Source organism: Micavibrio aeruginosavorus (assembly GCF_051245535.1).
Lineage (GTDB): Bacteria > Pseudomonadota > Alphaproteobacteria > Micavibrionales > Micavibrionaceae > Micavibrio > Micavibrio aeruginosavorus_D.
In genome coordinates, this window is record NZ_CP195303.1 from 2,051,109 (window position 1) to 2,064,917 (window position 13,809).

Sequence of the window (13,809 nt, forward strand, 5' to 3'; positions counted from 1 at the left end):
GGGCTTTTTTATTACATCGGCTTCGGCGGCTTCATATCGTTGCTGCCGGTATCGTTGGCGGGTGTGCCGCCGAACGCGCCCGGATTTTTCGGTGTTTCATCCGGCGGGGGTTGGGACGGATCACGGGTCAATGTCCCGCCACTCGCCACTGTTTTAATTTCCGAACCGCTCAGCGTTTCATATTTCAGCAACGCTTCGGCAATGTTCTCCAATTGATCACGATGGGTGAACAGAATCTCTTCCGCCATCACCTTGCCCATATCGGTCAATTCACGAATTTCCTGATCCAGCATCAGCGAGGTCACTTCGGAAATGCTTTTCGAACGGCCCGAGATACCCATCGCCTGTTCCTGACGGCTGGCGGAGTACAGAACGGCACCCGCCTTGTCGGACAGACCCCATTCCTCGACCATGGCGCGGGCCATGCCCGTGGCAGATTGAATGTCACCCGATGCCCCCGTTGTCACCTTGTCCGCACCGAAGATCATTTCTTCGGCAACGCGGCCGCCATAGCACACGGCCAGACGGGCATGTGCCTGTTGACGGGTCAGGGAGACACGATCGCCCTCGGGCAACTGCATCACCATACCCAAGGCGCCGCCGCGCGGAATGATCGTCGCCTTGTGGATCGGATCAGCCCCCGGCGCGTGCAAAGCGCACAAAGCGTGACCCGCTTCGTGATAAGCGGTCAGGCGCTTTTCTTCGTCCTTCATAATCATCGTTTTGCGTTCCGCGCCCATCATGATGCGGTCGGCGGCCGATTCAAAATCAGCCTGCGAAATAGCATCAGCCCCGCGCCGTGCGGCACACAGGGCCGCTTCGTTCGCCAGGTTGGCCAGATCGGCACCGGAGAAACCGGGAACACCACGCGCAATGACGGACACACTGACATCATCAGCCACAGGCTTGTTGCGCAAATGCGTTTGAAGAATACGCACACGACCCGACAGATCGGGCAGCCCCACATGCACCTGACGGTCGAAACGACCCGGACGCTTCAGGGCCGCATCCAGCACATCGGCACGGTTGGTTGCGGCCAGAATGATGATCCCTTCGGTCCCATCAAACCCGTCCATTTCAACCAGCAACTGGTTCAGTGTCTGTTCACGTTCATCGTGACCACCACCAGCGCCACCGGCGCCGCGCTGGCGACCGACAGCGTCGATTTCATCGATGAAAATAATGCACGGCGCAGATTTTTTCGCTTCTTCAAACAATTCGCGCACGCGGGCCGCGCCACGGCCCACAAACATTTCCACAAATTCAGACCCCGATTGGGACAGGAACGGCACGCCCGCTTCGCCCGCAACGGCCTTGGCCATCAGGGTTTTCCCCGTGCCCGGCGGACCGACCAGCAACGCACCGCGCGGGATTTTGGCACCCAAACGCGTATATTTACCGGGGCTTTTCAGGAAATCGACCATTTCCATCAATTCGGCCTTCGCCTCATCAATCCCGGCAACGTCGTCAAAGCGCACATCGCAGTCGCGGGCGTTGAATTTCTTCACCATGGATTTGCCGCTCAGGAATCCGCCGCCGCCACCACCGCCGCCGCCCGGACCTTTCATGCCGCCACGCATCATGAACATCAAAAACCCGACCATCAGCGCAACGGGCAGCAACGTGAACAACAGCCGCGAAAAGATGCCGGCTTCCTGCGGTTTATCACGCGCGGACATGTCGACCACATCCACACGTTCGCCATACAGGCGATCCATAATGTTTTCATTCACGGGAATGCGGGACACAATCAATGTCCCATTACTGTCCAGCGCGCGCACTTCGCGACCATCCGCGCCGCGCAATTGAATTTCTTCAAAATCACCGCGACGGGCCATGTCGATAAACTGCGTATAGGCCTTGTGTTCCGCCGTCGGGCGTGCAGCTTGTTCGCTGGCGTCTGAGTTCATAATGTTATAGGCCACAACAGCAAAAAGCGCTGCTATACCCGCGTTTCTCAGCATATTCGACATTGATCAAAAATCCTTTTTTTCGTCACTCGTAAAACCAAAGACCCGGGCTGACGGCCCGGATCCTGTATTCCTGTTCAACGCCCGTTACAGCGGGCGAATATTATCGTTGTTGTTCGCCGGGTGCGGCGGTTTTGGATGGCGCGGGTTGCTCGTTTTCGGCGCCTCATCCGGGGCCGGATCAACCGGATCACGGGTCAAGGTGCCACCCTTTGCCACAATGGAAATTTCCGAACCGCTCAGCGTTTCATATTGCAGCAATGCCTGCGCGATGTTTTCCAACTGGTCGCGATAATCGGTCAGAATTTGTTCCGCCCCAACCTTGCCACCATCGATCAATTCGCGAATTTCCTGATCCAGCATCAGGGATGTAACCTCGGACATATTTTTCGACCGTCCGACAACACCCATCATTTGTTCACTGCGGCCCGCGGAATACCGCACCGTGCCCGCTTTATCGGACAGACCCCAATCCTGCACCATGCGTTCGGCCATGTCGGTCGCGGCCTGAATATCGCCGGATGCGCCGCTGGTCACTTTTTCATGGCCGAAAATCATTTCCTCGGCCACACGGCCGCCGAAGCACACGATCAAACGCGCATGCGCCTGTTGACGGTTCAGCGATACGCGATCGCCCTCGGGCAATTGCATGACCATGCCCAAGGCACCGCCACGCGGAATAATCGTCGCCTTGTGGATCGGGTCCGCGCCCGGTGAATGCAGGGCGCACAGCGCATGGCCCGCTTCGTGATAGGCGGTCAGACGTTTTTCTTCGTCCGTCATCACCAGCCCTTTTCGTTCCGCCCCCATGATGATGCGGTCGCGGGCCTGTTCAAAATCGGCCGCGCTCACAACGCTGCCTTTACGGCGCGCCGCCGTCAAAGCTGCTTCGTTCACAAGCCCGGCCAGATCAGCCCCGGAAAAACCGGGAACGCCGCGTGCAATCACCGACGCATCCACATCGGTATCCAACGGGACGGTGCGCATATGGGTTTTCAAAATCTGCACGCGACCAGCCAGATCCGGCAGGCCCACATGCACCTGACGGTCAAAACGACCCGGGCGTTTCAGCGCGTCATCCAGCGTATCAACGCGGTTGGTCGCGGCCAGAACGATAATATCCTCGCCGGTTTCAAAGCCATCCATTTGCGCCAGCAACTGGTTGATGGTTTTACCATCATCATTCATGCCGCCGCGTTTGCGGCCAATGGAATCAATTTCATCGATAAAGATAATGCAGGGGGCATGTTTTTTCGCGTCATCAAACATCGCCTTCACGCGCGCCGCGCCAACGCCAACCAACGATTCATCAAAATCGGAACCGGATACGGTGTAGAACGATACGCCCGCCTCACCCGCAACGGCCTTGGCCAGCAGGGTTTTCCCCGTGCCCGGCGGGCCAACCAACAACGCCCCGCGCGGAATTTTCGCGCCCAGCTTGCGGTATTGTGTCGGGTTTTTCATGAAATCGACGATTTCTTCCAGATCGGCCTTGGCTTCATCCACGCCCGCCACATCGCTGAACCGCGTGTGGCAATCTTTCGCATCGATCAGCCGTGCTTTGGATTTGGACAGGTTGGTCAAGCCGCCAGCCCCGCCGCCTTGTTGTTTTTTGGACATCCAATACATGAACCCGATCAACAGACCGACCGGAATAATCGACATCAACAGCATCATCATAATGCCGCCACCAAAGCCGCCGCCACCCGATTTCGGCACATCGGCGGGCAGGCTGGTGACCTTCACGCCGCCATCGATCATGCGGTCCATGAATTTATCGGCGCTTTCGGGCACGTGGGTGATGAAGATTTTTTTATCGATGGTTTCGCCGCGCACTTGCTGACCCTTCATGGTCAGGGAATAAATTTTCCCCTGCTGCGCCTGATCGATAAATTCGGAATAGGGAATGCCAAAGGTTTTAAATTCGCGTTCATACGCGCTGGACTGGCGATCGCTGTACGCCCAATACCCAACCCCCGCGACAACGGCAAAGGCCGCAACCAGCGTCAGGGTCGATTTTTTCTTATTGCTTGGATTCTTCTGTGGCGTCGCCATTTCGAAACAAACTCCCAGTCCCAATTCTTTTGTTTTTATTTTTTAAGAGGGAAATTCGTAGGCCGCCCCGGGAGACCTGTCAATCGATTGTTATGGGAATCATGGTTTTTTGAAATAATCGTGCGCATTCAGCGGGTTAGGATTTCCCGCCGGGGTCAAAATTCACCTGCAATTTCAAAGACTTTGCGCCGTGGCCACTTGGGGAAAGCCCAAGTTTCGGGGGGTGGGTATGTCCTCAATTGACGGATTTTGCGCCGAAAATGGAGGTTTTTGAGAACCGCCCCGCAGAATACATAAATGTATTTGAGGAGCGGAAGCGCAGAAAAGCACCGTTTGCAGGCCAAAAGACTAAAATTGAGGGCGCACCCTAGTCGGCCCGCTTCCAGATTGCATCGGTCAGGGATGCGACCAGCTTTTCATGGGCCTCGGCCTCATCCGCCGGGATGGGAAATTCGCGTTTTTCGCGGGCCTTGCGGCGCACCGGTTCGATGCCGGATAAAACCGATCCGCGCCCCTGTTGCGCCCCGCCAGCGGTGGCCCCCAGACCCAGACCATGTTGCCGCCCACCGCACAGTTCCAGATAAACCTCGGCCAGCAATTCCGCGTCCAGCAACGCGCCGTGCAATTCACGGCCCGTATTGTCCACGCCAAAGCGGCGGCACAACGCATCGAGGCTGGCGGGAGAGCCGGGAAATTTTTCCCGCGCGATTTTCAGCGTGTCGGTCACATCCTTCAGCCGGTAGCCGGGGAACCCCACATTGGCCAATTCCGCGTTCAGGAATTTCACGTCGAATTCGGCGTTGTGAATGACCAGTTTCCCATCATCGCCAATGAAATCCAGAAATTCGGTGTAGATTTCGGCGAAGACCGGTTTGTCCTTTAAAAACGCATCATTCAACCCGTGCACCGCCACAGCCTCAGCCGGGACAGAGCGTTCGGGGTTGATATATTGGTGATAGGTGCGCCCCGTCGGCACATGGTTCATCAGCTCGACACAGCCAATTTCAACCAGCCGGTCGCCCTGCAACGGGTCCATGCCCGTGGTTTCGGTATCAAGAACAATTTCACGCATGGGGCAGAATATGAAAGGTTTTAAGCTGTTGCGCAAGGGCTCCGGGGGAAGAAAAGCCCGGCCTAACAGGGCCGGGCTCAATCACATCTATTGGACGCTCAACACAGGGGCGGAAAGAGATGGGGCTTTTTTAGGAGTGGCCTGGCAGACCAGGCTGTCTTGTTCAATTTTGCAGGTAACGTCGTTGTGTTCCAACATTTGCTCCATCGCAACGGCACCGGCAATCAACAGACCCCCCAGCACAGATCCCGCTGCCTTCAGCTTAAAGTCCTGTTTGCAAGCCCCCAGAAGCGTTGTGCGATGATCTGAAAATTCTGTTGATCCGTTCATTAAGGCTGTCGTGCCCGCAAAGATCGTACCGCCCGCAAGAGCGCCAACCGCAAGAGAGCCGCCGACCACCAGAGCCCCGCTCGGTTGCCGCACAATTGTTTCGGCCAAAGGCATCATTCCCGTGATCAAAACGCCGCCGGTGGCCAATAGGGTCCGACCATTCGTGTCAATGGTGGCATATCCTGCTTTTAAGCTGGCCCCAACATTGCGAAGAAGAGAAAGCCCATTAAAAAGAGCTTTTTTATCCGATGGTTTCCCTGCGTCTGGCATCATGCGCCTCCTGTTTCACAAAACAATCTTGAATGGAGGGAAAGATAACCAAAGGCTAGAATTATGTCAATAAAAGGCATTATTATTGTTTATTTTCAACGACTTGTGTAGAAGAAATATCCACCCCATGCACCGTTACAGCCCCAACCGGTCGCCCTGCAACGGGTCCATGCCCGTGGTTTCTATACCCAGTACGATTGCCCACATGGTGGGATATTAGGGGTTTTTACAGGGTAAGTAAGCCTCCCCCAGATGTCATCCCGAACGAAGGTGAGGGCATCTCAACTTGGATGCAGAGGGGATCCCTCGTCGCTGCGCTCTGTCGGGATGACAGACTAGGACAATTGATCAAGCCATTCGTTCAAGCACAACCGCGTCTGGGCCTGCATTTTCGGCAACCAATGGGCGGTGTCGGCGCGCAGGCCGTTGAGGTCCAGATCGCCGCTGGCGGCGCGGTGAGCAAGGCCGACGGACCAGCTGTGCATGATGCGGGGCGTTACCTCGACATGGCACTGAAACGCCAGCACATGGTTTTCGATGGCATAAATCTGGTTTTCGTACTTCACCGTGCTGGCCAGACGTGTGGCGCGTTTGGGCAGGTTGAATGTGTCGCCATGACGTTGCATGACGCGAGTTGCCGTATGATCAAAATGACGTGCGACGGAATTTTTTCCCGCATCGGTCAGGGCCAGATCGTGCCAGCCAAGTTCTTCGCCGCGTGGGCCCTTGTACACATCTTCGCCACAGGCCGCCGCAATCATTTGCGCGCCAAGGCAAATGCCCAGCGTGGGGCGGCCCGCATCAATCCGCGCGCGCACGGCGTCAATTTCGTGGTTCAAAAACGGGTACAAATCGCGTTGATAAATACCGCACGCACCCCCCAAAACCACCAGCAAATCGGGCTTTAACGGATCCAGCCCGGAAAAATCATGATCGAACGTATCGATCAGCGTGATATCCGCACCGCGATCGACCAGCACGTCGGCAATGGTGCCCGCACCGTCGGACATAGAGTGGCGGAAAATTGTGGCATTACGGATGGTGGACATGGGGTGATGGTCCCTGTTGCAGAAGGTTACGCACGATTGTTTTTAAACTCCGCATGGTATGCACGCGGCCAAGGCCCGTCTGGACGATGTAATCGGCGCGTTTGCATTTATCCGCATCGGGCATTTGTCCGGCCAGAATGGCATTGAATTTATCAACCGTCATGGTGGGCCGCGCCAGCACGCGTTGCCGTTGCACATGCGGCGGGGCGGTGACAACGATGACTTTATCGACGCGCGATTCCGCGCCGGTTTCATACAGCAACGGAATATCCAGCACCGCAATTTTTACACCGAGGGCGCGGTTTTTATGCAGGAAATCGGCTTGGGATTGCCGCACCATCGGGTGCAAAATCCCCTCTAAAACCGCCTTTTTCGTGGGGTCGGGGAAAATCATCGCACCCAGTTTTTTGCGGTCGATGGCATTGTTGGGTTGATCCAGCACGCCAGGAAACGCGGCCGCAACCGCCGCAACCGCCGCGCCGTTCGGGCCCAGCAATTGATGCACGGACGCATCACTGTCATGCACGGGCACACCGAGGCGCGTAAACATTGCCGCCGCCGTGCTTTTCCCCATGCCGATGGACCCGGTTAATCCCAGAATAATCATGGCCCCACCAACCGTTCCATCACCAAAGATTCCAGTTCGTCATCCACATGCGGCATCACGCCATACCATGCGTCGAACGCCGGGCGCGCCTGATGCAACAGCATGCCAAGCCCTGTTACAATTGTGTTTCCGCGCATCTTCGCCTGTTGCAACAATGGTGTCATGAGCGGGCGATACACAATGTCATAGACCACCGCATTGGGTGACAAACCCCCCACATCCATATCCAATGGCGCTTGCCCGGTCATGCCCAGTGATGTTGTGTTCACCAGCAAATCCGTATCCGCCAGCGCGCCGCCGCGTTTGTCCCAATCGACAATCAACACGCGGCCATCATCATCCAGATCATTGGCCACCGCCACGGCGCGTTCGCGCGTGCGGTTGATCAACGTGATCCATTCAAAATCTTCGCGCAATAACGCATATAAAACCGCGCGTGCCGCACCGCCCGCACCCAGAACCACCGCATGTTTTCCGGACAAATGAAAATCCGGCACCGATGATTTCAAATGATTGATAAACCCGTCCACATCGGTGTTATGCCCGTGCAGGCGGCCATGATTGTCAATGGTCACGGTGTTGACCGCGCCCACGGCCTGCGCCGTATCATCCAGATCATCGCACAGGAAGGATATTTCTTCCTTGTACGGCAGGGTGACGTTGAACCCGACATACCCATCATCCGCCAACGCGCGCACGCGGGACGACAAATCATCGGGTGCGATATCGATAGCGGTATAAGCCCCGTCAATACGGTATTGTTGCAGCCAGTGCGTATGAATCGCGGGCGATAAAGAATGCGACACCGGATGACCGATCAACCCTGTTTTGCGCGTCATGACAACAGCTCCGGCTGATCCTTGTGGCCCAGTTTTCGTTGCAGCAGCATTTGTATTTCCGACGATGTTTCCTCGACCGAACGGCGCGTCACATCAATCACCGGCCAACCATGGGCGGAGAAAAATTTGCGCGCGGTACGAATTTCTTCTTCGACGCGGTCAAGATCGAGATAGGTGTTTTCGGTGTAATGCGGATTCATGTCCTCTGCCTTCAACCGGTTGCGACGCAGGGCCACCAGACGATCCGGCGTTTCGGTCAGGCCAACAATCAATGGCCCATCATGCGATGAATCCTTTAATTTCAGCACTTTTTCAGGGAAGGGCAGATCGGGCACAAAGGGAATATTCGCCGCGCGAATGCCGCGCCGGGCGAGGAAAATACAGGTCGGTGTTTTCGATGTGCGCGACACACCAACCAGAATAACATCCGCCTCCTCGATCCCGTCCAGATTTTGCCCGTCATCAAACGACAACGCAAAATCCACCGCATCAATCCGTTTGAAATATGCCGCATCCAAAGCATGCTGCAGCCCCGGAACCCCCTTGGGCGCGACACCCAGATAGGACGACAACCCTTTAATGATCGGGTCCAGCACCGGCATGCAGGGCAGGCCCAGATCATGCACGGCGCGTTGCAAATTTTTGCGCAAATGCTTGTCCACCATGGTGAACAACACCGGGCCCGGGTTTTCAGCAATTTCCGCGATCACGCGTTCGAGCTGCTTATCCGTCCGCACCATCGGCCAGAACCGCTCCACCGCCTCAACCTCTTCAAACTGGGACAGGCAGGCGCGCGCCAGCCCCTGCAACGTCGTGCCGGTGGCGTCGGAAACCAGATGAACATAAAACGGCGCATCGGCGCGATGGTGTTTCATATTGGTATGGTAACGGAAAAGGGCGGGTTTTCAACGCCCCAACAAAGGGTCAATATGTAATATGTCGAGCTAAAGACAAGAGATCCACTCTTGATTACCATGTTCAAAATTATCACCCTCTTCCCAGTCAGGATAAACGCAATGAACGAAAAGCAAAAACCCAAACTGAGTGCAATTCTGTATTTTGACAGTATGCTAACTCCAATCATTATCAACTTTGTCTACTTACTGTTGATGTTTGGTGTCGTGCTTGGTGCGAGTGGCCTAATTCTAGAGGGTGAGGTTATCGCTAGCCTTGTCGTTCTGGTTCTTGGCGGGCTTTTCGTGCGTATATTGTGTGAGCTGTTGATCGTTCTATTCCAGATTAATAGCAATATTCAAAAGATCGCAGACCGCAGCTAAACAATGCAGCCATTGAAATAAAAAAGCCGTGCTGGACATAATCCAGCACGGCTTTTTTAAATACTATTGGATTTTACCCCCGCGGCGTGGCCGGGCGGACCAGATCGCCTTCGGGGAAGATCAGGCGGGCCAGGTCGGCGTCGCGGAACGGGACGTTGTTCACCATCACCACTTCCATATCGTACATGATGTGGAACAGATGGGTCTGGTTGATCGGGTCGCTGAGGCCCGCGAAGAACGGGTCCTTCAGGATGCCATCGCCCAGACCGGACAAATACGCGGTGCCGTCGGGCAGAATGGCCAGACCTTCGATCACCGCCGGAGTGACCTTGTCCGCGCCAAAGGACGGGGTGATATCATCGTTCAGGAAGACATCGTCCAGAACTTCCAGTGTTTCATGGTCACTGGCATCCACCCGGGCCGTATCGGCATACCATTGGCGGAAGGTGTAGGCGAGAACCGCGCCGTTGAACAAGGCGCCCGGATCGCGTTCCAGAAAACGGGTGAAAATGGTGGCCATATCGCCCTCTTCTGACCCCAGAATATGACGCCAGATTTCGGCGAAGCCCGCCCCGCGCAATTCCCAGCCGGCCAGAATGGTCACGGTATCGCAATCGGCCGCGCGTACGCGTTCCAGCATCAGATATTGGTCGGGGGCGAAATCTTCTTCCGATCCGTCCAGACGGTTTTCGTGCCAGACATCGCGCAAGGCGCGGATAAAGGTGGTCAGCAACGCATTGCGGAAGAACGCCGAGCGACCCAGCGCATCGACATTCATGCCAAAACGATCAATCAGGATCAGGCGTTCAGCCACATCGATGTAGTAGCCTTCGCGGCCCAGATGGTCGAGACCAACGGACCAGCCATGATCTTCGGCATCCAGCATCAACGCGCGCACCAGCGGGCTTTCCCCCGCCATCATCGCGCACCAGGTCAGAACATCGCGGTCGGTTTTGAACGCGAACGGGCGTTCCTGAACACCATCAATATCGCATTGATCGGCTTCGGCCAGCACGGCGGCCAGCGGCCAGAAGCACGGCATCATCCGCACGGACGGCACGGCATTCGGACCAGCCAGCAACGTCACGGCATCGCCCGTGGAATGGGTCAAATCATAAACATGGGGGTGGGCGACATCGCGGTTAAGGTCGCGGCCATGCAGGCGTTTCAGATGGGTTTTGCGCGTTAAACGCTCGGACTTCATTGAATCAGATCCACACACATCGTCATCCATCCAACGGGGAGAATTCCCCGTCAGATCGATCAATTCATACTCACAACCCGCGCTCGTCTTCTGCAGAGACGGGCTGGAGGTAAACAATATCGGCTCCACCAGCTCCGCTTGCGCGCCGGTTTCCACCATTGCTGGCCGGAAGGTTGTTGCCGGAACCGGACGCGCGGTCCGCCCCGGGCAAACGGATAATGTTTGCTGCCGTCTTTTCATATTTGTCGCCATCCATTTTATTTTTTGTAATTCCGGCGGCAGAATTTGCACCGGTTTGGATGGTTTCAGACGTTTGCAATTCCTGTTCCGCTTCACGGAAGGAGCGCTCGAACTTGATGAACCACAGGAAATTGGCATTCGAGCGGTCGCGCACCTCGGTAAAAATGGCGTCGGACAGGATGGTAGGGACAAAAGAGACCAGGTAATTTTTGCCGAAAGGCATCGTGCCCAGCGCCAGCACCAGATCGGTGGTGATGGTGCGCGAGGCATCTTCGCCAGCAAAGACATAACCCTGATAATCGGCCAGCATTTGCTGGATCAATGTGCGGTCTTCGATGCGGCAACGATCGGACAGGAACCATGTTTCAAACACAGCCGCCGACGCCGAACCATTATTGATGGTGCGGAAATCCAGATAGGCTTCACGCGCAAAGGCGCGGGCCAGATCGGCCATGGAGGATTCCTCCAACCGTTCCCACGGATCGCGGTTGCCCGCCAGTTGCAGTTCCCACGCCACGCGGATGGTGGACGCGGCCAGATCGGCGATCTGGGCCCGGTTGACCAAAATGGCCTGATCCGGGTGGAAGGTCAGCGGATGCAACAGCGCGCCGTTGCGGTGCTGCCACATGCGGCGCAGTTCGCGGGCCAGCAGCAACACCTGATCCGTGCGGTCACGGCGCGGATTCAGGAAAATCGCATTGGCGTCGCGGTCATAATGCGCGGTGTCGGTCTGTTCCGAAAAATGCAGACCCAGACCAAATTGTTCACCCAGCAACAGATAGGCATGCGCCACGCGGCTTTTTTCCAAAGCGGCGCGCAGGGCGCGCAGATCAAATTCACTGCAGGATGCGGGTTCCAGTTCCGGATCGAGTGCGGCACGCATCTCGTTCATAAATTCTTCCATGCGCAATTGCGGCAAGCCCGGTTCGGACAACGCCGCATCCGCCGCCATCAGGCGGTCTTTCATCGCGGCAACGCCGCGTTCAATTTCATCAATGCTGAAAGGATCAGCGCCATAGGAGCCGCCCATGGATGAATAGCCGTCGCTGGCAAACTCCAGCTCGTCTTCAATGTCGCCTTCAAAATCCATATAGAACAGCGGCTGGTCGCCAATGATTGAACAGCGCACCGGTTGGGCGTTGTTCAACGTATAGGCAACGCGGCAATCATCCTGTTGCAAGATTTCGATGGTGGTGCCGTTGCCCCCGCCCCGGCCATTATGTGACTTCGTACCCATGAACCAAACCATTGTTTTGTGGGCTTTGCGCCCGTTTTGATCCGCACATTCCCCATGTAGCGGTATGGGTCCATTATGCGGGGGCGAAGTTAATGAGTTCTAACCAAGGGGATGGTTTTTTGAAAATATTTTTCCCTTCTTAGACAAAGGGTTAGGTGAGTAATTTTCCCTAATATCTGAACATACGCATCATCACCCGGCCTCAGGCCGCGCGAAATCGGGGGTTTTGGGATGGAAAGGGGGGCAGAGTCGGGTTTATGGGCCGGACAGATCATCCCCGAAGATCGATTTATTGGCCGGACAAATCGTCCCCGAAGGCCAATTTATTGGCCGAGCAAGTCATCAACCACGGGCATATCTTCGACCACCAGCTCTTCATCGGTCAGGCTGACCATGCCATCGGGGGCGACCTGTACCGTTGAGCGGAACAGACTGTCCTTGAAGATCATGCGAACGACCAATGTCTTGGTCCCGTCCTTGGCCTGACCCGTCAGGCGCACAGGCTCCAGCAGATTGCCGATCGCTTTGCGTGCGGCCTGTGGCGGGTCTTCTTTCCAGATGATGTCGTCGACATTTTCGGCAATGATAAAGCGCCCATGGCGGCCCCGGACATAGGCGAAGAAGAAGCGCACATAATCAACGACGGCGCGGTCATCCTTCAGCGTCAGGGGCGCGGCGCGGTTCAGGGCGTAAATCGGGGCGTTGGTCCAATCCAGAATCCGCAGCGGCTGGCTGGCGTCCGGATTGTACAGGATATGGACACGGCGGGCCGGGACCACCTCGTGATCGGCCAGATCCAGCAACCGCCAACCGGGATAAAACGACAATTCCGCCGCTAAAACCGTGACGGTCCGCGGGTTAAAGGCCGCCCCATCCAGAAGCGGGTTCACCGCCCCCATCAGGTTTTCAATTTCCAGCCGATCAAGTTTTTGAAATGCATCACGAAACATGGCCGGGATTCTAGACAGGTTTGCGCAGGCCGACAAGCTGGGGCAGAGGCCCAAAACCAGAAAAACCGCGCCTTTTGCGCGGAAACCTGACCCTAGCCCCTTGTCTATGACAAACGCAGCCCTATTTGACGTTTATATTAGTGTAAAACGATATATTAGAGTTTCAGCCAATGCCTCATGAGCGCCGCGAGATTTTGTTTTATCTCCACGAAATTGCCCCTGCCTTGCTGGATGCCGCCGTTCCCCTGATCGGGAAAATTCCGGATTCCCGCGATGTGCGGATTCTGGACGTTATGCATACCCGCGACTTCCACCGGTCCTTCCATGATATTCAGGCGCGGTTCCGCCCGTTATTCAACGCCCGCAAACAAATTGACGGCGTGATGTTCCGCGCCGCCGCCACGGGCTTGTTTAAAAAGGAACAAATGGCCGGATTTATCGTTTCGGACGATGTGTTACAGGACATTTTGTTCGATGCCTGCAAAACCTACAGGATCAGCCTGCCCCGCAGCGCCGATAAAAAAGTGGTGGCGCAGGATTTGGCCATTGGCTTCGAATTGGTCTTTGAAAGTGCCGGGGCCGGGGCCGCGCTTGCACTCGAAGAGGCTTGATCGCCTTCCCGCCCCTCGTTCAGCCTTCCTCCCGCGACGTTCCCCGGATGTTCGCGGGATAAGTTTGTGGGGGAATCGGGGTCCAACCTTGTGGGGAA

The 13,809-nt window shown here is 56.1% G+C and carries 13 protein-coding genes; 2 read left to right on the forward strand and 11 right to left on the reverse strand.

What is annotated here, in order from left to right:
* Positions 1-11 precede the first annotated feature (11 nt).
* The 8 genes from ftsH (ACSC94_RS09945) to ACSC94_RS09980 form a co-directional block, all read right to left on the reverse strand.
* Positions 12-1,973 carry an ATP-dependent zinc metalloprotease FtsH gene (ftsH, locus tag ACSC94_RS09945; protein WP_435640683.1) on the reverse strand — a complete coding sequence of 654 codons (1,962 nt, stop codon included), beginning with the start codon at positions 1,971-1,973 and terminating at the stop codon, positions 12-14.
* Between the two features lie 84 nt (positions 1,974-2,057).
* The gene (gene ftsH, locus ACSC94_RS09950) at positions 2,058-4,025 is read right to left on the reverse strand and encodes an ATP-dependent zinc metalloprotease FtsH (RefSeq protein WP_435640684.1); all 1,968 of its coding nucleotides are present in this window, start codon (positions 4,023-4,025) and stop codon (positions 2,058-2,060) included.
* A 367-nt stretch (positions 4,026-4,392) separates the two neighbouring features.
* Complete coding sequence (dnaQ, locus tag ACSC94_RS09955; protein WP_435640685.1) at positions 4,393-5,097, reverse strand: DNA polymerase III subunit epsilon; 705 nt, start codon at positions 5,095-5,097, stop codon at positions 4,393-4,395.
* Positions 5,098-5,184: 87 nt separating this feature from the next.
* Positions 5,185-5,700: a hypothetical protein gene (locus ACSC94_RS09960; protein WP_435640686.1), complete on the reverse strand. Its 516-nt coding sequence runs from the start codon at positions 5,698-5,700 to the stop codon at positions 5,185-5,187.
* A gap of 332 nt (positions 5,701-6,032) precedes the next feature.
* On the reverse strand, positions 6,033-6,746 hold the full coding sequence (locus tag ACSC94_RS09965; protein ID WP_435640687.1) for a glutamine amidotransferase-related protein: 714 nt from the start codon (positions 6,744-6,746) through the stop codon (positions 6,033-6,035).
* Positions 6,730-7,353, reverse strand: a complete 624-nt coding sequence (gene coaE / locus ACSC94_RS09970; RefSeq protein ID WP_435640688.1) for a dephospho-CoA kinase — start codon at positions 7,351-7,353, stop codon at positions 6,730-6,732. The genes ACSC94_RS09965 and coaE overlap by 17 nt, the downstream gene beginning before the upstream one ends.
* Positions 7,350-8,192, reverse strand: a complete 843-nt coding sequence (locus tag ACSC94_RS09975; protein ID WP_435640689.1) for a shikimate dehydrogenase — start codon at positions 8,190-8,192, stop codon at positions 7,350-7,352. Before ACSC94_RS09975 ends, coaE begins: the two co-directional genes overlap by 4 nt.
* Entirely contained in the window at positions 8,189-9,067 is an 879-nt protein-coding gene (locus ACSC94_RS09980; protein ID WP_435640690.1) for a pyruvate, water dikinase regulatory protein, read from the reverse strand. The genes ACSC94_RS09975 and ACSC94_RS09980 overlap by 4 nt, the downstream gene beginning before the upstream one ends.
* Positions 9,068-9,208: 141 nt before the next feature.
* Here ACSC94_RS09980 and ACSC94_RS09985 point away from each other — a divergent pair, with 141 nt between their 5' ends.
* The gene (locus ACSC94_RS09985; RefSeq protein ID WP_435640691.1) at positions 9,209-9,469 is read left to right on the forward strand and encodes a DUF4282 domain-containing protein; all 261 of its coding nucleotides are present in this window, start codon (positions 9,209-9,211) and stop codon (positions 9,467-9,469) included.
* 73 nt (positions 9,470-9,542) lie between these two features.
* On the opposite strand, the gene ACSC94_RS09990 is transcribed toward ACSC94_RS09985, so the two are convergent.
* The 3 genes from ACSC94_RS09990 to ACSC94_RS10000 all read right to left on the reverse strand — a co-directional run bounded on the left by ACSC94_RS09990 (position 9,543) and on the right by ACSC94_RS10000 (position 13,100).
* A complete protein-coding gene (locus ACSC94_RS09990) occupies positions 9,543-10,673 on the reverse strand; it encodes a DUF6782 family putative metallopeptidase (protein ID WP_435640692.1) in 1,131 nt (376 codons plus the stop codon).
* Between the two features lie 70 nt (positions 10,674-10,743).
* Complete coding sequence (locus tag ACSC94_RS09995) at positions 10,744-12,150, reverse strand: DUF6782 family putative metallopeptidase (protein WP_435640693.1); 1,407 nt, start codon at positions 12,148-12,150, stop codon at positions 10,744-10,746.
* 323 nt (positions 12,151-12,473) lie between these two features.
* Positions 12,474-13,100 carry a hypothetical protein gene (locus ACSC94_RS10000; RefSeq protein WP_435640694.1) on the reverse strand — a complete coding sequence of 209 codons (627 nt, stop codon included), beginning with the start codon at positions 13,098-13,100 and terminating at the stop codon, positions 12,474-12,476.
* Between the two features lie 170 nt (positions 13,101-13,270).
* On the opposite strand from ACSC94_RS10000, the gene ACSC94_RS10005 reads away from it, so the two are divergent.
* The gene (locus ACSC94_RS10005; RefSeq protein ID WP_435640695.1) at positions 13,271-13,711 is read left to right on the forward strand and encodes a hypothetical protein; all 441 of its coding nucleotides are present in this window, start codon (positions 13,271-13,273) and stop codon (positions 13,709-13,711) included.
* Positions 13,712-13,809 lie beyond the last annotated feature (98 nt).

Bases quoted from the DNA above. Each gene is read 5' to 3' on its own strand.
- ftsH (WP_435640683.1), bottom strand. From the start codon at position 1,973: ATGTCGAATATGCTGAGAAACGCGGGTATAGCAGCGCTTTTTGCTGTT.
- ftsH (WP_435640684.1), bottom strand. From the start codon at position 4,025: ATGGCGACGCCACAGAAGAATCCAAGCAATAAGAAAAAATCGACCCTG.
- dnaQ (WP_435640685.1), bottom strand. From the start codon at position 5,097: ATGCGTGAAATTGTTCTTGATACCGAAACCACGGGCATGGACCCGTTG.
- ACSC94_RS09960 (WP_435640686.1), bottom strand. From the start codon at position 5,700: ATGATGCCAGACGCAGGGAAACCATCGGATAAAAAAGCTCTTTTTAAT.
- ACSC94_RS09965 (WP_435640687.1), bottom strand. From the start codon at position 6,746: ATGTCCACCATCCGTAATGCCACAATTTTCCGCCACTCTATGTCCGAC.
- coaE (WP_435640688.1), bottom strand. From the start codon at position 7,353: ATGATTATTCTGGGATTAACCGGGTCCATCGGCATGGGGAAAAGCACG.
- ACSC94_RS09975 (WP_435640689.1), bottom strand. From the start codon at position 8,192: ATGACGCGCAAAACAGGGTTGATCGGTCATCCGGTGTCGCATTCTTTA.
- ACSC94_RS09980 (WP_435640690.1), bottom strand. From the start codon at position 9,067: ATGAAACACCATCGCGCCGATGCGCCGTTTTATGTTCATCTGGTTTCC.
- ACSC94_RS09985 (WP_435640691.1), top strand. From the start codon at position 9,209: ATGAACGAAAAGCAAAAACCCAAACTGAGTGCAATTCTGTATTTTGAC.
- ACSC94_RS09990 (WP_435640692.1), bottom strand. From the start codon at position 10,673: ATGAAGTCCGAGCGTTTAACGCGCAAAACCCATCTGAAACGCCTGCAT.
- ACSC94_RS09995 (WP_435640693.1), bottom strand. From the start codon at position 12,150: ATGGGTACGAAGTCACATAATGGCCGGGGCGGGGGCAACGGCACCACC.
- ACSC94_RS10000 (WP_435640694.1), bottom strand. From the start codon at position 13,100: ATGTTTCGTGATGCATTTCAAAAACTTGATCGGCTGGAAATTGAAAAC.
- ACSC94_RS10005 (WP_435640695.1), top strand. From the start codon at position 13,271: ATGCCTCATGAGCGCCGCGAGATTTTGTTTTATCTCCACGAAATTGCC.